At 39.6% G+C, this 25046-nt stretch carries 17 protein-coding genes; 9 read left to right on the top strand and 8 right to left on the bottom strand.

Translation table 11 applies throughout. From position 1 onward, the window contains the following. Positions 1–14 precede the first annotated feature (14 nt). The 3 genes from BUR11_RS06335 (at position 15) to BUR11_RS06325 (ending at position 5114) form a co-directional block, all read left to right on the top strand. Positions 15–2255 carry a molybdopterin cofactor-binding domain-containing protein gene (locus BUR11_RS06335; protein ID WP_074223939.1) on the top strand — a complete coding sequence of 747 codons (2241 nt, stop codon included), beginning with the start codon at positions 15–17 and terminating at the stop codon, positions 2253–2255. A gap of 118 nt (positions 2256–2373) precedes the next feature. Next, positions 2374–2832, top strand: coding sequence for a (2Fe-2S)-binding protein (locus BUR11_RS06330; protein ID WP_074223938.1), 459 nt, complete (start codon positions 2374–2376; stop codon positions 2830–2832). 11 nt (positions 2833–2843) lie between these two features. Beyond that, positions 2844–5114, top strand: coding sequence for a xanthine dehydrogenase family protein molybdopterin-binding subunit (locus BUR11_RS06325; protein ID WP_074223937.1), 2271 nt, complete (start codon positions 2844–2846; stop codon positions 5112–5114). 185 nt (positions 5115–5299) lie between these two features. On the opposite strand, the gene BUR11_RS06320 is transcribed toward BUR11_RS06325, so the two are convergent. After that, complete coding sequence (locus BUR11_RS06320) at positions 5300–6262, bottom strand: alpha/beta fold hydrolase (protein ID WP_074223936.1); 963 nt, start codon at positions 6260–6262, stop codon at positions 5300–5302. 407 nt (positions 6263–6669) lie between these two features. Here BUR11_RS06320 and BUR11_RS06315 point away from each other — a divergent pair, with 407 nt between their 5' ends. Continuing rightward, positions 6670–8220, top strand: a complete 1551-nt coding sequence (locus BUR11_RS06315; protein WP_074223935.1) for a S41 family peptidase — start codon at positions 6670–6672, stop codon at positions 8218–8220. A gap of 314 nt (positions 8221–8534) precedes the next feature. Here the strand turns inward: BUR11_RS06315 and BUR11_RS06310 are convergent, their stop codons facing one another. Continuing rightward, positions 8535–9662 (bottom strand): TlpA family protein disulfide reductase, encoded by a 1128-nt coding sequence (locus BUR11_RS06310; protein WP_074223934.1) that lies wholly within the window; start codon positions 9660–9662, stop codon positions 8535–8537. 348 nt (positions 9663–10010) lie between these two features. On the opposite strand from BUR11_RS06310, the gene BUR11_RS06305 reads away from it, so the two are divergent. Further along, positions 10011–11105: a phosphatidylinositol-specific phospholipase C1-like protein gene (locus BUR11_RS06305; protein ID WP_074225144.1), complete on the top strand. Its 1095-nt coding sequence runs from the start codon at positions 10011–10013 to the stop codon at positions 11103–11105. Further along, positions 11102–12925, top strand: a complete 1824-nt coding sequence (locus BUR11_RS06300; RefSeq protein WP_159439207.1) for a metallophosphoesterase family protein — start codon at positions 11102–11104, stop codon at positions 12923–12925. Before BUR11_RS06305 ends, BUR11_RS06300 begins: the two co-directional genes overlap by 4 nt. A gap of 152 nt (positions 12926–13077) precedes the next feature. Here the strand turns inward: BUR11_RS06300 and BUR11_RS06295 are convergent, their stop codons facing one another. Together BUR11_RS06295 and BUR11_RS06290 are read right to left on the bottom strand one after the other, a co-directional pair. Then, the gene (locus tag BUR11_RS06295) at positions 13078–14823 is read right to left on the bottom strand and encodes a RagB/SusD family nutrient uptake outer membrane protein (RefSeq protein WP_074223933.1); all 1746 of its coding nucleotides are present in this window, start codon (positions 14821–14823) and stop codon (positions 13078–13080) included. Positions 14824–14868: 45 nt separating this feature from the next. Further along, on the bottom strand, positions 14869–17952 hold the full coding sequence (locus tag BUR11_RS06290) for a SusC/RagA family TonB-linked outer membrane protein (protein ID WP_074223932.1): 3084 nt from the start codon (positions 17950–17952) through the stop codon (positions 14869–14871). 484 nt (positions 17953–18436) lie between these two features. Between BUR11_RS06290 and BUR11_RS06285 the strand changes: the two genes are divergently transcribed. Next, positions 18437–19069, top strand: coding sequence for an NAD(P)H-dependent oxidoreductase (locus BUR11_RS06285; RefSeq protein WP_074223931.1), 633 nt, complete (start codon positions 18437–18439; stop codon positions 19067–19069). A gap of 31 nt (positions 19070–19100) precedes the next feature. Here BUR11_RS06285 and BUR11_RS06280 read toward each other — a convergent pair whose 3' ends face one another. Beyond that, positions 19101–19817, bottom strand: a complete 717-nt coding sequence (locus BUR11_RS06280) for a 6-phosphogluconolactonase (RefSeq protein ID WP_074223930.1) — start codon at positions 19815–19817, stop codon at positions 19101–19103. Between the two features lie 269 nt (positions 19818–20086). On the opposite strand from BUR11_RS06280, the gene BUR11_RS06275 reads away from it, so the two are divergent. Both BUR11_RS06275 and BUR11_RS06270 read left to right on the top strand, forming a co-directional pair. Continuing rightward, positions 20087–21127, top strand: coding sequence for an alpha/beta hydrolase (locus BUR11_RS06275; RefSeq protein ID WP_074223929.1), 1041 nt, complete (start codon positions 20087–20089; stop codon positions 21125–21127). A 3-nt stretch (positions 21128–21130) separates the two neighbouring features. Continuing rightward, positions 21131–22750 carry an amidohydrolase family protein gene (locus BUR11_RS06270; RefSeq protein ID WP_143185858.1) on the top strand — a complete coding sequence of 540 codons (1620 nt, stop codon included), beginning with the start codon at positions 21131–21133 and terminating at the stop codon, positions 22748–22750. A 12-nt stretch (positions 22751–22762) separates the two neighbouring features. Here the strand turns inward: BUR11_RS06270 and BUR11_RS06265 are convergent, their stop codons facing one another. The 3 genes from BUR11_RS06265 to BUR11_RS06255 form a co-directional block, all read right to left on the bottom strand. Beyond that, a complete protein-coding gene (locus BUR11_RS06265) occupies positions 22763–23059 on the bottom strand; it encodes a cupin domain-containing protein (RefSeq protein ID WP_074223927.1) in 297 nt (98 codons plus the stop codon). A 129-nt stretch (positions 23060–23188) separates the two neighbouring features. Then, complete coding sequence (locus tag BUR11_RS06260) at positions 23189–24361, bottom strand: serine hydrolase domain-containing protein (RefSeq protein WP_084560872.1); 1173 nt, start codon at positions 24359–24361, stop codon at positions 23189–23191. After that, positions 24358–24966 carry a hypothetical protein gene (locus tag BUR11_RS06255; protein ID WP_074223926.1) on the bottom strand — a complete coding sequence of 203 codons (609 nt, stop codon included), beginning with the start codon at positions 24964–24966 and terminating at the stop codon, positions 24358–24360. Before BUR11_RS06255 ends, BUR11_RS06260 begins: the two co-directional genes overlap by 4 nt. Between the last annotated feature and the right edge of the window lie 80 nt (positions 24967–25046).

The raw sequence follows: 25046 nt of genomic DNA, 5'->3' as shown, positions 1-25046 counted from the left end.
CAACTCTTTATTCTATGCAAACCCTATCCTCAAAACTCAGCAGAAGATCATTCTTAAAGTCATCAGCCCTAGCTGGAGGCGGATTGATGCTCAGCTTTAGCTGGTTGGCTGGTTGTAAATCCAGTCCCGAGGAATTGATGACTTTGCCGAAGGAATGGTTTAGAATGAATGGCTATATCCGGATTGGAGATAATGGATTAATCACCATTATGTCACCCAATCCGGAAGGAGGACAGAACATCAAGACTTCCATGCCGATGATCGTGGCGGAAGAACTGGATGCAGACTGGTCCAAGGTGATCGTTGAACAAGCTCCATTGGACACAGAAAATTTTACCAGACAGTTCATTGGTGGGAGCCAAGCAATAAGGGTGGGTTGGACTCCTCTCAGAACAGCTGGAGCCACAGTAAGAGCTCTTTTAGTACAAGCAGCTGCCCAAAGTTGGGATGTCCCAACTTCACAAATCAAAACAGAAAATGGTTTTTTAATTCACGAAGCAAGTAATAAAAAAGCGCATTATGGCGAAGTGGCCTCTTTGGCTGCTACCCTTCCTATCCCTGAGGAAGTTCCTCTAAAAAGCACAGCTGAATTTAAGCTGATAGGCACTTCCAAGAAGAATGTAGATGTTCCCAAAATCATCACCGGAAAACCACTTTTTGGAATCGACTACAAAAAGGAAGGAATGAAGATCGCCATGATTATCCATCCTCCGGCATTTGGAATGAAATTGAAATCCTTTGACGCGAGTCAGGCCAAACAAATGCCTGGAATTGTGGATGTTTTTCAAGTTAAATCTCTTCAGGATGATTATAAAAGGACATTTTTTGATACCGTTCAATTCACGGATTTAGTGGCTATTGTAGGAAATAGCACCTGGGAAGTGATGAATGCCAAAAAAGTCGTGGAGATAGCATACGAACCGGTGGAATCCTATGAAGAAAAGCGGGATATGTTTGGAAGAGAAGGAAGCAGGCTCGTTCCAGGTGGTCTTGAAAGCAATGACTCACAGGAGCAAAAAATGCTAGAAGCCTCCAAAAATGCCAGCGTTCAAAGGAAAGATGGAGATCCAGAAGCAGCTTTTGCTCGAGCCTCTCAGATCATCGAACGCACATACACCGCTCCTTTTCTGGTTCATAATTGCATGGAGCCCATGAACTTCTTTGCCCATGTAACTGGTGACAAAGTCCTTTGTGCGGGGCCACTTCAAAAGCCTGAACTGACTGAACAGGCACTATCTATTCGATTGGGAATCCCTGTGGAAAACATTGAAATAGAAATGACGCGCTTGGGAGGTGGTTATGGAAGAAGGTCTTATGCCCACTGGTTGATTGAAGCTGCCGTTATATCGCAGAAGGTAAATGCTCCTATTAAGCTAATTTACACCAGAGAAGATGATATGACTGCAGGGATTTACCGCTCCCGTTACCAAATTACTTACCGTGCTGCCTTGGATGAAAACAACGAGTTGATCGGCTTCCATATCAATGGAGGTGGCCTCCCTGAAAATCCCTTACACCCTAATCGTTTTCCAGCGGGGGCAGTAGAGAACTACCTGGTAGAAGGATGGGAAGTTCCTTCCAATGTCACGACCGGTTCATTTCGTGCCCCAAGATCCAACTTCAATGCCTCGGCAGAACAATCGTTCCTGGATGAAGTCGCAGAAGCAGCAGGTAAAGACCCCCTGGAATTCAGAATTGAGCTGTTGAAAAAAGCCAAGGCCAATCCAGTGGGAGAAAACAATGATTACGACCCGGATCGGTATATGGGAGTTTTGGAATTAGTCAAAAACAAGTCCGATTGGGGAAAGCAAGAAAATGGCATTTCCAGGGGCGTATCGGCTTATTTCTGCCATAATAGTTATGCGGCCCAAGTCATGGATTTAAAAATCGAGAATGGTCAAGTCGCCATTCAAAAAGTAATTACCGCTGTGGATTGTGGAATTGTGGTTAACCCGGATGCCGCCAAAAACCTTTGCGAAGGGGCGGTAATTGATGGAATTGGAACAGCCATGTTTGGGGAGCAAACCTTTGAAAAAGGTGTTCCCAAAAACAAAAACTTTGATACCTATCGAATGATACGGATGAAGGAAGCACCAAAAGCCATAGAAACCTATTTTGTGGAAAACCATGTTGATCCTACCGGATTAGGTGAGCCTGCCTACCCTCCTGTCTTTGCAGCCTTGGCCAATTCATTGTATCAGGCCACAGGTAATCGAATGTATCATCAGCCCTTTTCAAGGCATATTTCCGTTTAATCAAGGTGCTTAAGTAATACAAAACCCTTAAATTCATTTATTTACAAAGGTTTTCATTTGATTTTCGTAAGAAATCAAGGCTGAAACAAGTTAATTTTAAACAAAAACTTACATCACTATGGCCATATTTAATTTAACTGTTAACGGGAACTCCAAACAAGTAGATGTGGATCCAAACACTCCTATGCTTTGGGTTCTAAGAGACCACCTAGACCTAGTAGGAACCAAATTCGGTTGTGGAATTGCCCAATGTGGTGCCTGTACCATTCACATGGACGGTACGGCAGTCCGTTCTTGCCAACTCCCGGTTTCAGCGGCTGAAGGCGCAAAGATTACCACCATTGAAGGAATATCAGAAAAAGGTGATCATCCGGTTCAAAAAGCATGGTTGGAGCATGATGTCCCACAATGCGGCTATTGTCAGGCTGGACAGATAATGACTGCGGTGGCTTTATTAAAAGATAATCCAAGTCCAAGTGATGAGGATATTGATAATGCTATGAATGGAAACATTTGTCGTTGCGGCACCTATACTCGAATCAAAGCAGCGATTAAAACAGCTTCCCAAAACGTTTAAACCAGCAGATTATGACATTGATAGATAAGAAAATAAATAGAAGATCCTTTTTAAAAGTCTCTACCCTTGCTGGGGGTGGTATGATGTTAAGTTTCAGTTGGCTGGCAGGCTGTAAGCCTACTCCAGAAGAAGTGATGACCATGCCGGAAGAATGGTTTGAAATTAATAGTTATATCAAAATTGGAGACAATGGAGTGGTGACGCTTTTCAACCCAAATCCAGAATTCGGATCCAATGTAAAAACTTCCCTTCCTATGCTTTTAGCTGAAGAATTGGATGTGGATTGGAAAAATGTACTCGTTGAACAAGCTGATTTTTATCCAGAACGATTCGATCGTCAGTTTACCGGAGGAAGCCAAGGGGTTCGATCTGCATGGACACCTTTGCGAACTGCTGGTGCCACTGCCAGACAATTAATTGTCAATGCCGCAGCTCAGACTTGGAATGTACCTGCAACTGAAATCACCACGAGTGCCGGAATAGTTGCCCATAAAGCTTCTGGAAAAAAGGCTGGATATGGTGAAATGGCTTCTTTAGCTGGAACATTGGAAGCACCAGATCCAGAGACAGTTAAACTAAAGGAGATTTCGGACTTTCAGATCATTGGGAAATCCAAAAAGAATGTGGATGGAACCAAGATAGTCACTGGAAAACCCATGTTTGCCATTGACCATAAGGTAGAAGGAATGAAGTACGCGGCCATCGTACATCCTCCGGCTTTTGGGATGCAATTGAAATCATTTGATAAGAGCTCAGTGACTTCTATGCCAGGAATTCAGGACGCATTTGAAGTGAATATCTTTAAAGATGACTACGCCAGGAACTTCTTTGACACCACTACTTTCCCTACTATCATTGCGATTGTGGGAAATTCCACTTGGGAAGTATTACAGGCAAAGAAAAACTTGAAGGCAGAATGGGAAAAAGCTCCCAAATCTGAGTTCACAGCTGCTGGATTTAGAGGAAACACCACACAGGTAACCGTTCCTGCAGGGCTTGAAAATTCCGATACTCATAAAGCGAAAATGGCGGAGTATATCCAGAAACCTGGCAATGTATTACGAAAAGATGGAGACCCTGAAGGGGCGTTTAAAAAAGCTGCAAAAGTAATGGAGCGCACCTATACGGCTCCTTTCTTGGCACATAATACCATGGAACCTATGAACTGCTTTGCCGATGTAAAAGGAGACAAAGCCGTGATTTATGGCCCAACGCAAGCTCCTGAATTAATTAGACAGACGATTGCCAGTAGCTTAGGAATGCCTCAGGAAAATGTTCAGATCAACCTAGCCAGGATGGGGGGTGGATTCGGAAGGAGAGCGTATAGCCATCATATGACAGAGGCAGCTTTGATTTCTCAGAAAATCCAAGCTCCTGTGAAAATGGTGTATACCCGAGAAGATGATATGTCTGCTGGGGTGTACAGACCTACCTATTCAGCCACTTACAGAGCCGCATTGGATGAAAATAACAATTTATTGGCTCTGCATGTGAAGGCTGGAGGAATTCCAGAATCCCCAATCCACGCAAATCGATTCCCTGCTGGAGCATTGGATAATTACCTAGCGGAAGGATGGCAGATTGAATCCAATATCACCATTGGGGCATTCCGTGCACCTAGATCCAACTTTATTGCTGGAGCGGAACAAAGTTTCTTGGATGAGTTGGCTGAAGAAATGGGTAAAGATCCAATCGAATTCAGATTGGAACTACTGAAAAGAGCAGAGACAGATCCTGTAGGAGAAGACAATGATTATGATCCTAAGCGTTATGCAGGAGTATTGGAGTTAGTAAGAGAAAAATCAAACTGGTCCAATGTACCCAATGGTATATCAAGAGGTGTTTCCGCCTATTTCTGCCACAACTCCTATGTTGCTGAGGTAGTGGACATTAGCATTAAAGACAATCAACCTGTAGTAGAAAATGTCTATGCAGCAGTGGATTGTGGTATTGTGGTCAATCCAGACGCTGCAGCGAATATGGGTGAAGGAGCCATTGTAGACGGAATTGGAAATGCATTCTTTGGAGAAATGGCATTTGAAAATGGCGCCCCTACCAAAACCAACTTTGACAACTATCGGATGATCCGACATAAGGAAGCTCCTAAAAAGATCGAAGTACATTTTGTAGAGAGTAATGAAGCTCCTACTGGTTTGGGAGAACCGCTCTTCCCTCCTGTCTTCGCTGCTTTAGGAAACTCCTTGTACAAAGCCACAGGTAAGCGACTCTACGAGCAACCTTTCCAACCCAAATTAATGGAAATGGAGAATCTCAGGATGTAATTGACAACTTTTCTGTAGACGGCAGGTTGCGGTGGTCAGGGATTAGTCCCAGTAGGCAGCCATCCTTTAGAAAGTAGGTCACAACCCTAAAAATTTCATGTACCAGAAGGCGGTTTGAGTATGAAACCCAAACCGTCTTTCTCTAAAGACCTGTCTTCAGTGCATTCACCTTCCTTTAAATATACCTAGGCAATTTGTCGTTCTAACCAATTTAAAATCGCCTGATTAGTTTCTTCTGGAAGTTCCTGCTGTATGCAATGCCCGCAATCTAAACTTACAATATCCAATTTAGGAGCAAAATCATGTAAGTTAGGAGACTTCGGGATTAGATCCCGATCTCCATAAATCATCAAAGTGGGTTGATTAATTCTTGGCTTAATATCGGCCATCAAATGCCAATTACGGTCAAGGTTTCTATACCAGTTGATACTGCCTGTAAACCCAGAAGATTTAAAGGAGGAGATAAAAACAGACAGTTCTTCTTCATTCATTAGAGGCTCGCCAAGAGACATTGATGCCTGTGCCAAATTAATCATACTCATTCCTGGCTCTGGTATTGAAAAGGGTACATTTTTCCGAAATATATTACGAAGGAATTGGGTAGTGTTTTCTTCTAGGATGGCATCCGCTACACCAGGTTGTTTGTTAAAGTGAACAAAGTAAAAATCGGAGCCAAATAGCTCTTCCATAAATTCAATCCAAGGCTTTTCCCCCCGCTCTTGATAAGGCAAAGCCAAGTTTATGATTTTACTTACTCTCTGTGGATGCAACAAGGCAAGGTTCCAAACGACATTTGCTCCCCAGTCATGCCCCATAAAAGTCGCCTCTTTGTATCCATAATAATCGAGTAGTGAAACCAGATCCCCTGTTAAGTACTCTATGTCATATTTTGCTACTTCAGCCGGGCGAGATGATTTTCCATAACCACGCTGATTCGGGGCAATGACATGGTATCCCGCTTCCACAAGCACTGGAATTTGATAACGCCAGGAAAAAGCATGTTCTGGAAAACCATGACAGAGAAGGATCGGGTTACCTACATTTTGTGATCCTGCTTCAAATACTTCAAGTACTACCCCGTTCACTGAAATCACGGAAGGGCTTGGAAATTCAATCGGATAATCTCCTGAATAAGTTAGGTTTGTCATTTTTAAATTTGATAGTAGAAAGCAAACTTAAAGTGAGCCTGTGACAACCCTTTGTCAGGAGTCATCAAGAATTGAGGAAAATCTTCAAACTATTTTTAGGGCCATTCCACCTATTGATTTGATTCACTTTGACAATCGGCACCTTAAATTTCGAATCACTAGGCATTTCCATTTTATGCTTTCTATGAATTCAAAAGATGAATTAAATCAGCAGGACAAACAACTCCCTTCTTTCAATCAATTTAACTGAATCTCGTCTCTGCTTTTTACTCCAACTATCATTTCCGTCACAGAATAAACTCCTCTCGTCACAAAAATTTTAGTAAGAATTCAATACTCGGTAATCTTGAGAAAAGCCTATTACGGTAGCAAAAAAGAAATAGGCAACATTCTAAAACTCCCCTTCGATGGATTATAAATACCCATTCCTCCTATTTTTATTCTTATTTACTAAGCCTATTCCTCTATGGGCTCAGGTACTGACCAAAAAGGAAATTATTCAAGACCTAAATTTCTTAGACCATTTTCTACAACAGCGTTCTTCTTATCAAGGTCTAAATGGATATCATTACCAGGATGATTTTAAATATTACCTAGATCAACTTGACGAGAAGGATACACCAATAAGGGATTTTGGCTTATTTCTGTCTAAAACTATTGGGAAAATTGGCGATAGGCATGCCAACGTTAGAGAATTTGATTTACCTGAAACGCTATACCTTCCTTTCACTTTTGCCCCTTTCGAAAAGAAAGTATTGGTACTCAAGCATCAGAAACCCCATAAAATCTTTGCGTTTTGGGATGCTGAATACCCCTATCTTAAATCCATAAACCATATTCCTATTAAGGCAATTTTGCCTGAAGTCCTTCCTGAAGAAATCCATGCCCCTACAAATTCATATGCCTTAAGGGCATTAAGAGATTTAAGGGATATTGAAACCGTATTCTATAAATTGGGTAAGGAATTACCAAATCCCTTACCTATCACACTCAGTTCACAGCAGGGCCATTTAAAAGAAATAGAAGTAGAACTGGTAGATGAGGAACAGAAAGCCTATCTCTGGGATGAACGATTTAAAGATCTAAATTTCTTTTTGGAAGAGCAGGATTTCAATGATCCTAAAATCATTGAAAATTTCTTTGAAATAGAGGATAATATCAGTTACATACAACTTGTGCAAATGTTGAATAAATACTCTAGTCCTACTTATTTTGAGTATTTGAACAAATTTATGAATGAGGCACATCAAAGTGATGCACTAATTATAGATGTCAGGGATAATGGAGGAGGAACACGAGATTTAATACAAGAATTAGCCGGATTCCTAATTCATCCTGATTCAATTTATGTAGTAAACATTGCCAGACAAAGAGGAGAGTTGCCCTTGAAAAGGGAATTAAAAAAGGATTTGCACAACCGATATTTATACTCAAAAGATGAATTGGATAGCAGGGAACAAGTTGCCGTAGATGCATTTATGGAAACATTCCATCCGGTTTATGAATTGGATAAAGATAAATTCAGTGAGTACCATTTTCATCTTCTGAATGGGGAGAAATTGGGAAGGCAGAAAAAACAGTTTGACAAACCCATTTACATTCTTGCCAATGAAAGGACTTTCAGTGCGGCATCAATTCTTGTTTCTACTTTTAAGAGTTTGCCGAATATTAAAATAGTTGGAGTCACTACGGATGGATCCAGTGGAAACAGCCATAAAGTTGAACTACCCCACTCAGGCCTTAGCGTTAAAACCAGCACCATGGTTTCATTTCAAAAAGATGGTAAACTATTGGATGGAGTGGGCACCTCACCTGATATTGAGCTAACAAGAAGTTTAGATCAAATATTCTTCCAGGAGGATTACCAATTGCAACAACTCAAAGCTATAATCCAAGAGAAGCATTCTACGTTTTCCAAAGATTTATACCATGGTGAGCATTGTATTTCAGGTTATTAATTGAAAATCTTTGTTCAAGGGGATTTAAAATGCCCTAGTTTATGTATGGAACAGTAAAGTACTTTGGAGAATAGGCCAAGTTCAATTGAGTAGGTAACAGAAATTAAGATACCCTTAAACATTGTTTCTTATATGAAACCTACTGACTTCGGTTTCCAGCTTGTACCCTTGGGGAATATATAACTCAATCCATAAACGTTAAAATCCGTGCAAAATACTAAAGACAAATTCTACCTGTTTGTAATTTTATGAAGTAGCTTCATTGATGAAAATTCAGCAAAAACCCCAATTCTTGTAATAGGTTTACAGGCGGTTTAAGATCCTTTTCTAATCAAAAACTTATTCAAAAAATCCTGATCAAATCCCTGTACAACTTCTTCTATTTCCCCCTTCCGGTTGATCAGATAAAAGGTTGGATATCCATTGACCCCAAAAGCTTGTCCTACTTCCCCTGCATTGGCAATCAATGGAAATGAAGGGTTAAAATTATTCATATAGCGAGACACCTGATCTTTAGTGTCTTCCGGATAAAAGCTGATCAAATTCATTTGCTCTGAAAATTGAATATTTTCCTCTGTAAGGAATTCCATCGCCAATTTACAATAGCCACAATTGATAGCTGAAAACATCACCAATACTTGCTGGTCAGCAAAATCCCCCGTTTCCACCCATTCATTTTTTAAATCAAACCCTTCAAAATCAGGAGCTTTTTCTCCTTTTTTCAACATCATCAAATCTTGGGTTGATCTCCCATAAGGAACTGAAATGAAGTTGGAAGGAATCGAATATTGAGATTTTGAATTGGAGGTGCCAAAGCGATATTGATCATACTCGTAAACTACCCTTTGAGATAATTCTCCCTTATAATAATTATTTCTTTCAAACCGCTCTGGCAATTTGGATTCACTATGAATGTAGATCCTAAACACCGTGTATACGCTATTTTCATTGATTACAGTATCCAAATCCACCCGTTTATACATCGTATAATTACTCTCATTTAGACTCGTATCACCTGAATAATACCAGTCTTCTAAATTCACCAGGGTTAATGGAGAATATTGAATAAATCGATTGTTTAGGATGTTAAGATCTCTTTCACTGGTCTTATCGGAAGGAAAGATTGTCACTTCCCTTTTTTGATGGTTGACCATTTTGAATTCTCCATGTTCATAAAGTACATCTCTTCCACCACCCTTTATTAAAAAGTCATACCCAATAATGGATTGAGGGTTTCTGCTGATATCCTTGCTTACCTTTAAGGTGTCCACTAACCCCATAGGATTCGGGTAATAAACCGTTTGGCTGAAACTCAAATTTTCAATTTCATTCATTTTCCTTCTTGATTCCTCAAAATCCTGCATGGGGTCTTGCTTGCAGGCAATAAAAAATGAACATAGAACCACAGAAATCACCCAATTGATTGTATTCTTACCTGTCATAAAAGAGCTATTTGAACTACTAATAAATTCTAGATTATTTACAGCCATTAGTCGGAAAGAATAATTTTTATATGACAAGGACACTTAAATTGAGTCAGCAGATTGAAGAATTCATCCAAAATTCCTGTTAGCTATAGGATGCTGCTATTGATTCCATTAAGAAAAAACATTCCCGATTTTAGGAAGATGCTTTTTGTAAATCTTTATGGAGGCAATCCAAGTGAAAAGAAATACGATTCAATAGGAAGTGATCAGTCCTTTGAACAAATGAATTGATAACATAAAGTTGAAAAAGACTTTACTTATCTCACTATTAAATAGTGGATCTTGGGAGATAATCTAAAAACCATGAAATCTTATTCTACCCTGTTCTTATTTACATTTTGCATTTTCCTAAACTACCAGATTTCCGCTCAAAAACTGAATGAAATTCAGGTGATAGGAAGCCATAATAGCTATAAAAGCAAAATGGCTCCAGAATTATTGGAATACCTATCTAAAGTAAACCCGGCTGCTTCAAATAGCTTGGCCTATGCTCATATTCCATTAGAATCCCAATTGGATATGGGATTAAGAAACCTGGAATTGGATGTATTTCATGATCCACAAGGAGGAAGGTATTCCAACCCCAAAGGATTGGAAATCATCAAAGCTGCAGGTGGGAAAATTCCTGATTACGATCCCACGCATGCCCTGGCAAAACCAGGCCTTAAGCTTTTCCATGTACAGGATTTAGATTTCCAATCTCACTATTTATTGTTTGCGGATGCTTTGAAAGCATTAAAAAACTGGAGTGAGCAACATCCGAATCACACCCCTATATTTATTTTGATCAATGCCAAAGATGGAAATATCCCTGGAACGCAGGAAGTCCTACCATTTTCCTCCTCGGCCTTGGATAGCATCGATCTAGAAATCAGGACTCACTTGGGTATGGACCATCTTATTACTCCAGATATGGTAAAGGGAGAATTCCCAAATCTGGAAACTGCTGTGCTAGCAGGAAATTGGCCAGAATTGGAAGATGTCAGAGGAAAATTTCTTTTTGTCTTAGATGAAAATGAAGAAAAAATTGACCGTTACTTACTTGCCAAACCTGACTTGAAAGATGCAGTCCTATTTGTCAATAAAAAAGAAGGAAATCCCACTGCCGGATTTAGGATCATCAACAATGCGAAAAAAGATGAAGCATACATTCGAGCCCTTGTCGAAAAAGGGTACCTCATCCGAACTCGCGCAGATTCTGATACCAAAGAGGCAAGGTCAGAGGATTACTCCACCTTTGAAAAAGCGAAGGCATCAGGGGCTCAGGTAATCTCCACAGATTATTACATGCCTTCCACCTTCTTCAAATCCAATTATAAAGTTATTTTCGAATCCAACGAATATGAAAGACCAAACCCAGTTTTGGTCAAGAACCCGAAATACAGTTTTATATTTTGAATAAATACCCACTCATACCTACCATTCTCGGAGCTGCATTTACCTTAGCCTGCTCCACTCAATTATCACTTGGCCAAACTGGAGATCAAACCATTGCGTTCCTCTCTGATGTGCATCTTCAAGATGTTTATGCAGACCTTCATTCCAAAGAGTTTAAGGGCGTTTTAAATCCAAGAAATGGAAAGTTTGCCACGATACGCACGATGAAGAGTCAGTTGAATTCTACCCGGCTTTTCAATGAAAACTACTTCGCATTCATTCAGGCACTGGAAGATCTAAAGCAGAAAGGAATTCGGTGGGTAGTCCTCCCTGGTGACTTTACAGATGACGGGCAACCTATGAATGTGATGGCCTTGAAATCAATTCTTGACCAATATTCAAGAGACAATGGAATGCGTTTTTTCTTGACAACAGGAAACCATGATCCTGTTAAACCATTTGGAGGAATAGCAGGAAAAAGGGATTTTTTGGGAGTGAATGGTGCGGAACAAGCCATTGCGGGTTCGACGGATTTTTTTCAATCAACTACAGTGGCAAAATCCGATCAGATCAATTATTGGGGATATCCTGAAATCACACAGGCACTTGCTGATTTTGGTTTCTTCCCTCATCCAGACGACCTTTTTTGGGCACACCCCTTTGAGGAATTAGACTATGATCATTATGAATTTGAAAAGACGAAAACCAATTCAACATTAGAGAATAGAATGTACTCAATAGATGGTAGTGAAGGTTTATTACCTGATGCCAGCTATGTGGTAGAACCCACGGAAGGAATTTGGCTACTGGCATTAGATGGAAATGTTTACACTTCATCAGAAAATGGCAATTGGAACGGTTCTTCAATAGGTTTTAATCAGGCTTCCATTTATAAAAAGCATCAGTTGGACTGGATTCAAAAGGTGGTGGCAGAGGCTAAAAAGCGACATAAAACCTTGATTTCTTTTAGTCACTATCCATTAGTAGAATTTCACGATGGAGCTTCCGAAGAAATGAAGTCCTTATTTGGGCAAGAGAAGTTTCAATTAGCAAGAGTTCCTAGCTCGGAAACAAGCCAGCAATACGCTGCGACCGGTCTGCAACTTCATTTTGCGGGCCATATGCACATCAATGATACAGGAATCTATCAGGATCAACTAAGCAATAACACGTTGTATAATATTCAAGTACCTTCCTTAGCTGCATTTCCTGCGGCCTATAAAACCATTCAAAAAACCGGACAAAACCAGTTTGAGATCCAAACCATCCCGCTCAACGAAGTGGACCATATGAATGAATTCTTTGATTTATATAGGATGGAACATCGCTGGTTGCTGGAAAATCAACGCCCTGGAATTTGGGACAGTACCATCCTAGCCTCCAAAGACTATGCAGCCTATACCAAAAACCATTTGAAAGAATTGACAAAATCCAGGTTTATTCCTTCTGATTGGCCAAAAAGCCTAGTTGCCTTATTGCAAACCATGAACGAAGAAGAATTATTGAATTGGAGTAAAATGGATTTAAAAGAAGGAGCCCTTTTCTTATCAAAAAAATTAAGTCCAACGGAATACCCACTTTCTGGAACCCCCCAAATGATCGAGGATTTTTACTTGCTGAAAAATGGAGATGAACTAGGAAAGAAATTAATTCCATCCGATCGAATTACTTTCTATCAATCCTTATTTTCTGCTCAAGTGGACACTAGGCACACAGAGGAAAAAAGCTTAAGCTGGCAATTGGCACAGTTTATTGGCATATTCCAAAAACTTTTCTATTCACTTCCTGCTGATCATTTCCAGATAGATCTTCATCAAAAGACCATTGAAAAGAAGGATTAAAAACCTGACAAAACTCTAGTTAGTGAGCAGCAAGAAATGCTTTTGAATTTCTTACCTAAATCTGGAATTTGGTGAGATTACAACTACGATCACCAAAAAAAATAGCCGATGAGAAATCCCATCGGCTTTTGATTTTTTATAGGTAGAGAAGTTTAATAACCTGGATTTTGAACCAAGAATCCGGATTCACTGGAAGCTCCATCCATGGCTTTTTGTGGAAGTGGAAACAGTCTTTTATATACATCAGCATTGGTCTTTTCAGTCCAGCTATCCTCATATTTACCAAATCGTATTTGATAAACTCTTCGATGTCCTTCCCAGTATAGTTCAAATCCACTTTCTCTGAACAGCACATCCAAATCAATGGAACTCAAAGGAGCAGGAGTCTGAGCAGGACGAGCATTTCTAGAAGTTCTCAGGGTATTGACATCTGCCAAGGCTCCAGCTACATCACCTTTTCTTAATTTGGCTTCAGCACTCATTAAGTATACTTCTCCCAAACGAATCAAAACAATATCCACGCTGCTATTACTACAACAGTTTGGGGCAGTACGACTAAACTGATATTTTGAAAATCTGTATCCCGTGTTGTGTAAACTTCCTTCATTGCTAAAGTCTACTTGAAGTGTATGGTCCACATATCGGATATTTGCACCGCTGCTTCTTCTGTTGATAATGGGGTAAATCCTTACTTTTCCATCATCTGTGGTCATAATATTCCCACTCTCATCCTTTCTTGGGCCCCAAATGACATTTCTCAAAATCCCCCTATCTATTTCAAAATCACTTGCTTCCACCCCATAATAATGGTCTGCATCATTGGTGGGATTGACACCTGTTAAATCCCTTAATTCATCAGGGATAACCGTATTTTCTTGGAAGAAACGGGCATCTGCTTCTGCTGGATCTACCTCTCCATAAGCATCTACCCAAGTCTGGAAGAAATCAGGTGTAGCTGCCACCGCATCAGTTCCTCTGGTACTTGGGAATTCCGGTCTGGGAACCTGATCTCCAGAAATGGACCAATAAGCCCATCTGCTATGCTCTGTCTGAAGCACCCCTCTTTGATCCAAGGCAAAGATGATTTCTGGATTGGTATCATTGTCGTCATTAAACAATTCAAAATACTCAGGAGACAAGGAATAGGGACCATTGATGATCTCCCCGGTATACTGAATCACTTTATCCATATCGGAAGTTTTAAATTCAGGTGTACCATATGGATCTCGGTAAACAGCAGCATTCAAATAGAGTCTAGCCAATAAAGCCTTCACCGCATATTTGTTCATTCTTCCATGACCTTTATCGCTACCTAAGACATCCACTACGGAAAGAAGTTCTGTCTCTAGGTATTGAACGGCATCCTCCCCTCTTAAAATTTCTGAAAGATCATCAGAGTTGTCCTTTTTGAAAACCAATCCCCAGTTATCCAACGCCAACATGTTTAAATAGGCTTTCATGGCAATCATTTCATACAAAGGACCTTGTGCAGAAGAATTCCCATTTTCCACTTCCAATTTCAATCGTTCTTCTGCCAATACTGCTCTTGACAAGGTCAGCGTGATGTAAGTCCAGGCATCCCCAACCAAGCCATTACCGGGAGTCATCAAGTGTTGGTGAACCGCAATAAATTTACCGCCGTCAAACCAGTCTGTTCCACCTCTATAAGGTAGGATTCCTTCATCTGAAGCCACTTCCTGAAGTCCAAAATTTACGGTATGCATCCATACTTGGCGAAGAAGCCCGTAAACTGGAGCAATAGAACCACTGACAATTTCAGCCTCTCCGGTTCCTGTCAAAGACTCATCAAGAATCTCCTCGTCCAAATTAGTACAGCTAAGGAATCCGCAAAGAAATGCGGCAATGGGTAACAATTTATAAAATCTATTCTTTTTCATCTGATTATGATTTTCGCAATGAATTAATATTCAATCACTTGATTTTTAGAAGGTTAAATTCAGGTTAATTGAAAAGGTTCTGGCTCTAGGGTAGGTAAAGCGATCCACGCCAAAGGTTTGGATTCCACCAGAAGTAGATCCTGTATTGACCTCAGGATCAAACCCGGAATAATTGGTGATCACAAACAGGTTTTGGCCAGTTACTGATAGTCGTATATTCTGAAATGCATTTTGTAATCCAACCTGCTGGGTATTTAGGTTATAGCCTAGGGTTGCATTGTTCAACCTGAAGAAGGAACCATCTTCCAAGAATCTGGTAGAAACGGTATTTGAATTGTTGAAAGACTCTTCAGGATATTCTACTGCGAAATCAGTAGTGTTATTGGATCTGGAAAGTTGTGCCTTGGTAAATAAGGACATAGTGGTATGATTGTAGATTTTATTTCCAGAAGTACCATTGAAATTCAGGCTTAAGTCAAATGCCTTGTATTGGAAGTTGGTATGAATGCCGTAGATGACTTTTGGAATCGCACTTCCTACCACAGTTCGATCATCATCCAATACTTGACCATCTCCATTGATATCTTTAAATCTATTCAATCCATCCTCTCCGATTCCGTCAAATTGCAGCATATAGAAAGCACCAATTGGCTCATTATTGATATATCCATTAATGGTAGCCCCTGTCTGACCCGCTCCTTGAGCTGCTCCCGTAGTCAATACAGAATAAGGAGAATCTTTTACCACATTATTGATAAAAGTGACATTACCTCCAATGGTATATGAGAAGTCCCGCTGGATATCACTGTTGTAATCTAAAGCCAATTCCACCCCGCTATTATGGATCTTCATGTCTTTAATATTGTCCCAATAAGTCGATGTTGGCTGCACAGGATCGGCCGGAACCACCTCCAATAAAATATTGGAAGATACTTTGTTGAAATAATCCACTGTACCTGTGATTCTAGAATCAAACAACGCGAAGTCTATCCCCAAATCTATTTGAGTGGAAACTTCCCATTGCAAATCAGGATTTGCCAATCGGGTGAACACGATTCCATATGGATAATTATCCAAGGAGTTACCATCTGTATCAATTGGATAGGTATTTAAACTTCCTGAGCCAGTAGACAACCTATCTTCAGAATAACTCGCTTTTGTGATTTTGGAAGGAATTTCCTGATTTCCTGTTTGTCCCCAACTCGCACGAACTTTCAAGTTGTTGAAAGCAGAATTGGCCATGAAATCTTCTTTACTCACATTCCATCCCAAGGCAAAAGAAGGGAAGTACCCGTATTTATTATTTTCACCGAATTTGGAGGACCCATCCGCTCGGAAGGTTGCTGTAAACAAATACTTATCTGCATACACGTAATTCAACCGGCCAAAGAAAGACTGCAATTCATTTTTAATAGCAGCAGAGCTAACCGTAGTAGGATATTCGCTAGTACTATTATGATCTTGAAACCTAGGTTCGATGTTGTTATCTGCAAAACCTCTGTAAGAAGTTGCTCTATATTGATCTAAAAATGTCTGGTATGAATGACCCGCCAATACAGTCAAATTATGCAGGTAATTATTCCAGTTATAGGTCAAGGTATTCTCTACCAATTGATTCACATTATTACTGATCGATTCATCCAGGGTTCCATCTGAAATATTGGATTCATTGATGACAGCGGTATAAGGTTTGTATTGCTGGTAACGATTGGTGGAAGAATAATCCACGCCAAGATTGAGTTTATAAGTCAGCCCATCTAGGATTTCAAAAGAAGGGGAAATGGTTCCCAAAATCCGGTTATTTGCTGCCATATCACTATACAACTCATATCTCTTTAGAGGATTGAGGGCATTGGTATTCAATAAGGTAGGTTCACCATCTGTATAGGTAGGGATGGTAGGGTTCAAACTCAACATATCACTGATGGTAGAAGTGATGCTTGGCCTTAAGTTTTCAGTATGAGAGGCTGTGAGGTTGTAGTCTACGATTAATCTGCCGTTGAACGCTTTTTGGTTCATATTTAATTTACCGGAGAAACGCTCGAGATTTGAGTTCTTCAAAATCCCTTCCTGATTCTGGTAGCCTACGGAAGTGAAGTAGGAAAAATTCTCCGTATTGGCCCCACTCATGGAGAAATTAATATCTTTTGAAAAGCCTACCTGCGTCAATTCATCTTGCCAATCGGTATTGCCTCCAAAATCTTCTAAATTCCCCCCTGCTCCTACTACTTGTCGACGAAACTCGTCGGCACTGAATACATCGATCTTTTTCGCCATGGAAGACCAAGCTGTAGATGCAGATAAATTGATCTGAGATGTTCCTGCTTTCCCTTTTTTGGTAGTAATTACCACTACCCCATTAGAGGCTCTAGAACCATAAAGTGCAGTGGCACTGGCATCTTTCAAAACCTCGATACTTGCAATATCACCAGGATTCAAAAAGCTTAGTGGGTTGGCAGCTATCCCAGTAGAGGAATTATCCAATAAAAAGCCATCAATCACATAAAGTGGTTGCGTTCCTGAACGTAAACTACCGATACCTCTAATGATTACATTCTGTGTAGCTCCCGGTTCACCACTAGTGGAAGTAATATTTACCCCTGCCATTTTGCCTTGCAATAAATCAACCGGGTTAGTAATGACACCTTTGTTAAAATCTTCGCTTTTCACTGACCCAATCGCTCCAGTGACATCGGATCGCTTTTGGGTTCCATATCCTACTACGACCAATTCATCCAATTGCTGAGCATCCGGCTCCAATTGAATAGTTAAAGAAGATTGATTACCTACTGTAATCTCTTGTAAAAGATAGCCTACATAGGAAATTTGAAGAATGGCACCTTCTTCAGCCTCTATTGAAAATTTCCCGTCCAAATCGGTAATGGTACCATTATTGGTTCCTTTGATCCGGACGGTCGCCCCAGGCATAGGTGTACCTGTCTCATCTGAAATGACCCCTGAAATTGCTTGTTTAATTTCCAGATTACTGGTAACTGCTGCGTCAGTTCTTAGCCACCCCTTATTTTCCAATCCCTTGGCGCTGAGGTGTGTTGGACTTACTAATCCAGTCCAAACAATCATACATGCCGAAGCACAAATGATTTTAGAAACTTGTAAAGTTGAATGCATAAAATTTAAGTGATGAATTCTTGAGAATTTTTCATTTCTTCAAAAGAAACAGAGCTTAAGCCCAGCCCTTTTTAATTCCCGTAAAAGTAGATCACCTAAATTCCTCTAATGTTAAAAATGGTTTAGGCTTGTATTATGAAAACAAAGAGGATTTTAAACAAAATTAACGCAGATGGCTAATGCCAAATTGAAGGAAATTACCTGATTGAATTTTTAAGTATTAAAAGTTTAATTATTTCAAAGTAATAGTAACATTTTGAACAACCCATTGGATTTTCACAACAGTGAATTATGAAGTTTACTGATTTTTTTCAGCCAATACTTCACATTTTTTTAATCTCGAATGAACTCCAAAACCTATTCCAAAGGCCCCCAAAACATTTATTTTAAATGTATCAACATTTAATACACCAACATTGAACTTTTTCTATTTCATTGTCATTAGCACAGGTAGAAAATAAAAACCAACTATAAATAAGTACATATGGCTTTATTAAACGACCTAGAGTGGAGATATGCCACCAAAAAGTATGACCCAACCAAAAAGGTAAGTCAAGAACATGTAGACAAGATTGTAGAAGCAGCAAGACTTGCCCCTACCTCCTCAGGGATGCAGCAATTCAGGGTATTTGTTATTTCCAAACAAGAGATCAAAGATCAGTTGGTGCCTATCGCTAATGGACAACAAATAGTTGCTGATGCTTCCCATGTATTGGTCTTTGCTGCTTGGGATCAATATACTGAGGAGAGAATTGATTCTATTTTCAAATTGACCACCAAAGAACGAGGATTGCCATCGGATAAATTTGTGGACTATACCAATCGATTAAAGGCAGTGTATTTAAAACAAAGTCCTGAAGAAAATTTCGTCCATACAGCAAAGCAGGCTTATATAGGATTTGGACTATCTATTGCCCAAGCTGCCGAACTGAAAGTGGATGCAACTCCTATGGAGGGATTCAACACGGAGCAACTAGACGAACTTCTACAACTCAAAGCCAAAGGTTTAAAATCTGTGTTAATGTTGCCTTTGGGATACAGAGATGAAGAGGGAGACTGGCTTTTACCTATGAAGAAGGTCAGAAATCCAAAAGAGGAATTTGTTCAGGAGGTTTAAGGAAAAAGGGGCTTGATTTTAATCAAGCCCTTTATGATGCTATAGAAGATTCGTCAATAATTACATGCACATTCGGATGCAACCATAACATGGAGGCTGGTAATTGTGGAGTAATCTCTTTTTTGAGCAAGGCTTTGAGGGCTTTCTCTTTTCCCTTTCCTGCGATCAATAAAATAACCATTTTGGATCTTAAAATATTCCCGATCCCAAGTGTCATCCCCTCTTCAAGTAGCACACCCACATTTTGAATCATTCCACTGGATAAGGTGATTTCTGAAAGCTTTGCCACATGGCAATCCACACTCAAGGACTTAGCGGGTTCATTTAAGGCGATATGACCATTTTGTCCTATGCCCAAGATGCAAATATCAATAGGGCCAATTTTCCCCAATGATTCTTGTACACGTTCACACTCTGCTTTTGGATTTTTTGTTTGGGCATTAAAAGAAAGGTACCGTTCAGATGGAATTTCAATCTGTTGAAGTAGTTTCTGTTGAATGTCAAATTCAGAGGTAAACTCAGAATTTTCAGGTAAACCTACCCACTCATCGAGCTTCACCACATGAATCCGATTAAAAAATTCTGAATTGCTATGATGCTTTTTCACCATCAACTTATACAGTCCGGTGGGTGAACCACCACTGGCCGCACAGAATAATAAATTTGGCTTTTTTGCAATCGCAAGATGTACAAGGTCCGCACCTTTTTGACTCATCTGGTCAAAATCAGGACAATAATGAATGTTCATTTTTATAGGTTAAAATTTGGGTGTACTAGTAATTACCGTATAATTAAATTGTAATTACTAAATTTTCAAAATATACAAAAAGGAGTATTGAAATTGAACCATTTAAATTCTAAAAATAACCTTTCGTTCAGTCCTATTTGCTTATCCTTGGTTTTCAAGTAATTATTCAAGAAATTAAAGCATAGGACTTGTTCCTAAGATTTTAAATCCTGTTTCATAGTTCCAGGATCATTAGTTGTTAAAATCAAATTTTTCAAAATCAACTTACTATGGTAACCCATTACATCATTACAAATCGTGAAGTAACCTCCCGAAAAAGCAAAAGCTATATTTCTGTCAATGAAAAAGAGTTCATGAGAATGGACGGAGACGAAGAGGCCCGACACAATTTACGATATGGAACCGTCAGCTTTGACCCTAAGAAAGCCAAGAAGCTGAAGGATTTCAAAATTCAAATCATTCCCGAAGTGGCTGAAGCTACCTTGAAGGAATACACCGAAGGAAGCCCGGTCAGTAAAGCAAAATTTCCTTCGGGAAAAATTTTTGATGAGCTCTACGAGGCAGGTTCCAAGGCGAAGTCAAGAGAAGATATATTAGTTTTTGTCCATGGGTTCAAGTCAGATTTAGAAACTGCCATGCAAACCTTATGTGAGCTTCATCAGAAATATGTAGAACCTAAAGACTCCCCTATTTGTCATATAGTCCTATTTACCTGGCCTGCAAAGAAACATTTGCTGAAATACAGGTCAGATGCATATGATGCCTCACAATCGGGTTTTGCCCTAGCCAGGTCTATGGCCAGTTTAAGAGAGTACTTCAAGGAGAAACTCGTAAAAGAAAAAAAGCCTCAATGTGAACAAAAGATCCATCTTCTTTGCCACAGCATGGGTAATCGTGTCTTGGAAAGCATGATCGCTGGATTGGCTGATATTGGACTTGAGTTGAATACACTTTTTGGAGAAATTATTTTAGTGGGTTCAGACATTGATTACGATGCCTTGGAGCGTCCAAAACCCATGTACCGGTTGATTGATTTAGGAGAACGCATTCATGTATATTTCCACAATAAAGATCAGGCATTAGGCGTATCCGAAATCACTAAAAATGCATTTAACCGCCTAGGTAGATGGGGAGCAAAAAACACCATGAATTTGCCCGATGACATTTACCAATGTGATGTATCGGATATTGAAGACGATAATGGTTTACTCCATGAAGTGGTTCACCACTGGTATTACACCAATTCAGAATCCGTCATCCAAGATATCACCGCTGTATTCTGGGGAAGAAATTCAATTTTTAACTTCTAAGGAATGGCCATGAGATTTTCAGATTTACATTGCCATAATCATATGCGTGCGCATTTTTGGATGCAAGAACAGCGAAAAAGATTTGAGCGAAAAGGTCAATTTAGTCCTTGGACCGTGATCTCATCCAATCGAAAAGGATATCTCAAGGGAAAAATGGGGGCTTCCTACAGCCAAACAGACCTGGTTAAAGCTTGGAATGGAAACCTTCGACTTACGTTCAATTCCTTATACCCACTCGAAAAACCATTTGTCAAAGGCTTCAAACCGAAACTAGGAGAAGACAAGTGGACCCGATTTTTAATCGCCTTTGCAACTTCGCATAAACTTCCTTTAAGAGACTTTATCCAAACTGCCTACATGAGAATCCCTGATGATGCCGTGGATTATTTCCAATCTACAGCCTATGATTATTGGGAGTCTTTAAACAGGGAAATGGAATTTGTCACCATGGATTCGGGAAAACGGATCAAAAGAAATGAGGTATTTACTCCTGGCCTGGCAAGAAGAATATTTGAATCAGAGAAAAACAGAAGGAATAATTTCCCAAGGGAAATGCTTGCAAAGGATGCCTGCTACCATATCCCTAAAACCCGGGAAGATTTGAAGGCTTCCGTGGATGATGACTCCGAAATCACCATGGTCCTGACGATTGAAGGAGCTCATGCATTGGGAACCGATCGAGCCAGTATCGCTGAAGTTTCCAGGAGGGTTAATTACATCAAAACCCAATGGCCCACCCCTGTTTTCTTCATCACGTTTGCGCATCATTTTGACAATAAACTTTGTGGGCATGCCCATTCAATACCTGATCAGGGAAAGGCTCTTTTGGATCAGTCAGTCAATCTAAATGCAGGATTTAACGACAATGGAAGAAGGATTCTAAGGGAGTTTTTGGGTTTAAATAGAAAGTTGGAAAAAGACCCAAAATTAGGATATAGAATTCTAATCGATGTGAAGCATATGAGTGCCAGGGCCAGGAAGGAATATTATGAGGAAATAGTTAAGCCTTGCTTAGCAAAAGACGATATTATACCAATAATAGGGTCTCATTGCGGATATTCTGGGATTTCTTCCTTAGAAAAACATATTGAACGAATGCCCAAGGAGGTAGATGATTACTGTGATGAATCAGGACTCTTTAATTCCTGGAATATTAATCTTTGTGATGAAGACATTGAAATGATCGTAAAAACCAAGGGTCTTTTTGGACTATCCTTTGATCAGCGAATACTCGGCATTACTGCCGAGGACAAGGAGAGCAAAAGAAATGGTATTCAGCTTCTTTGGGAAAATATTGAAGGAATCGTCAAAAGTGCCTATGCGAATGAAAACCTTGGTGATGAAGAAAAGCCCCACATCTGGAAGTGCATTACCATAGGTACAGATTTGGAAGGCTTAATTGACCCTGTAAGCCCGTACCCAACCGTATTGGAATTTGAGGTATTTGCAGGGAATCTAATTTTTGAAATCGAGCAGGCTAGAAAGAAGGGCAACCCAAAACACCTTTCCCATTTTAAGGATTTAAATGAGGTCAGGACCGCAGTGGAAGATTTCTGCTTTCATAACGCCGCCAATTTTGTAAAGAAACATTATCCAATCAAGACGTTTGAAGAGGACTTTTGATTTGACTTGGACTTATCGTTCCTGAGTTAAGGTAAATATATTTTCATCCTCCACCCCTCTTACTTCATGTTCCACTGTCACAGGGATTTCATAAATATCAAATTCTCTAAATTCAAAGGTTTTCCCCTCGATCTCGAATTCAATCCTACCTTTGAGCATGGTAAGCAGAGTAGGAACATTGGTATGATGTTTTTTGAGCATTTGCCCTTTACAGAGTGCTATTGCAAATAAATTGAGTTGATCAGTTTTATAAACCTGCAATACTCCCGGCCTTTCTTCAGATAGCTTAATGTTTTTAAGGATATTCATAGGTCTATTCTTTTAAGTAAAAGATGGAAAATCCATCTCCTCACCCAATTTACCAAAAAGAAGATTACCAATGAGGACTATTACCTTTCTTAATGCACCATTCGCCCTTAGCCTCTGATTCCTCCACCTTCAACCCTTTATTAATAGTTTATAGATTTCATTTAATATGGGTTCTGCATCCTGATGAATCGGACTATCGGTCACTGTTGCCAAATTGATGGCCATGAAAAAATAAAGGTCCTTTTCTGGGAAATAATAGAGTTGACTTCCTGCACCCAAACCGCCTCCACTGTGCCCAAATGCTTTTTCTCCTGCAAATTCAGAATAATCCAATCCCAATCCATAAGCAGGGTTTCCATTCGAATCCGAAACCCAATTCTTCATTTCTGAAAGACTTTCCTCAGAAATAAGTCTCCCTTTCATCAATGCCTGGAGAAATATAATCGCATCTCTGGGGGTGGTGACTATTCCATCATCTCCTACTAGTCTGGAAACATTTGCGATTTGTAGACGGCTAGAATTCTCAATAATTCCATTGCTAAATCTATCCCAATACCCATTCACTAGATTGGGATAGGTTAAATAGTTAGAATCATTTCTATAAAAAGTATTTTCCAATCCCAACTGATCAAAAATATGCTCCTGCATATATTGAGCATGATCTCCTGTTAAGAAATCCATCATCAAAGCCAACAGTACATAGCCTGAATTACGATACGAATACTTTGACCCTGGTTCAAAATCTAATTCTTTTCCCTTTATCAATTCAATATAGTCTTCAGGAATAAACTCATGCTCAGGACTTTGCAATAAAAGCGAAACATAATTGGCTAGGTAATTGTATTCAGGAATACCAGAGGTATGATTTAATAGCATTCTAACGGTCATGCGATCAGAACCTTCCACCCAAGCTGCCAATTCCGAAGGAAGATAATTGGAAATAGGCAGATCAAGATCCAAAGCTCCAGTTTCATGGAATTGAAGAATTGAAACAGCCAAGTATAGTTTTGAGATACTTTGAAGGTACTGTAAATGGCAAATTCCCATAGGAACGCGATTTTCAATTTGGGCAAGCCCAGCCGCACCGTAATAAGAACCTTTGGAAGATTCTACACCAATCACAAATCCTGGCACCCCTGCAGCTACCAATTGTTTCATTTTTTCTTCCAGCCCACCAAAATTATCCTGAACCGTTGTTTCTACTGCATGATCACATAGAAGTACTGATTCTTCCTGGGCAATGGAAAAATGAATGGGAAGCAGCAACCAAACCATAACAACTATTGACAGCAATTTTCTCATTGGATTTGGGAATTAAAGTGAATACGCGTCCCAAGTTGAATTAGCGTTTCAGGAATAATGGGAACCGTCTTATTAAATCCTTTTAAAAGCATAAACTGATAATTAATAAATGGGCTAGAATAGATGTTTTCCGAATAGTGATTCGATCCCAATCCTATTCCCAGAGGTATTGCTAACATTCCTTTTCCTTTCTTACCAACGGATTCCCAATTTCCATCGACCATTTTAAAAGAATCTCTTGGTCGGAAAGCCAAATGATAGCCAATCCCAGCTTTAAACTCCCCAAATACTGGGTTGGATAAATAAGGACGCCAAGCGGTTTGAGTTAAAAAAAACAATCCATTACCAATGGTTTTGTTTCTAACCCAAATCAAACTGAATTCCTGTACCCAATTGTGTTTAGAACTATGACTGACCTCCGTTCCTAAACCTATTCCTATGTTTTGGAAATTGGTTTTGAAATTTTTAAAAGGCATAGAAAATGCATGAAACTGAATGCTTAAAGTCAGCGGAAAATTTCGATAATCCTTCCGGTTTTCAGTTTGGCTAACTGCAAGGAATGGTAATAAAACTAAGAATAAAAGAGTAAGGAATGGCTTTTTCATGGCTTGTAATCGAGTAAACAAGATTACCGTAAAATCAGCTTAAAATGTAGATTAAAGCCCATTTTACTGCTGAGATGTAG

This window comes from Algoriphagus halophilus (assembly GCF_900129785.1).
Taxonomy (GTDB): domain Bacteria; phylum Bacteroidota; class Bacteroidia; order Cytophagales; family Cyclobacteriaceae; genus Algoriphagus; species Algoriphagus halophilus.
This window is presented reverse-complemented; position numbering and strand designations above follow the sequence as displayed.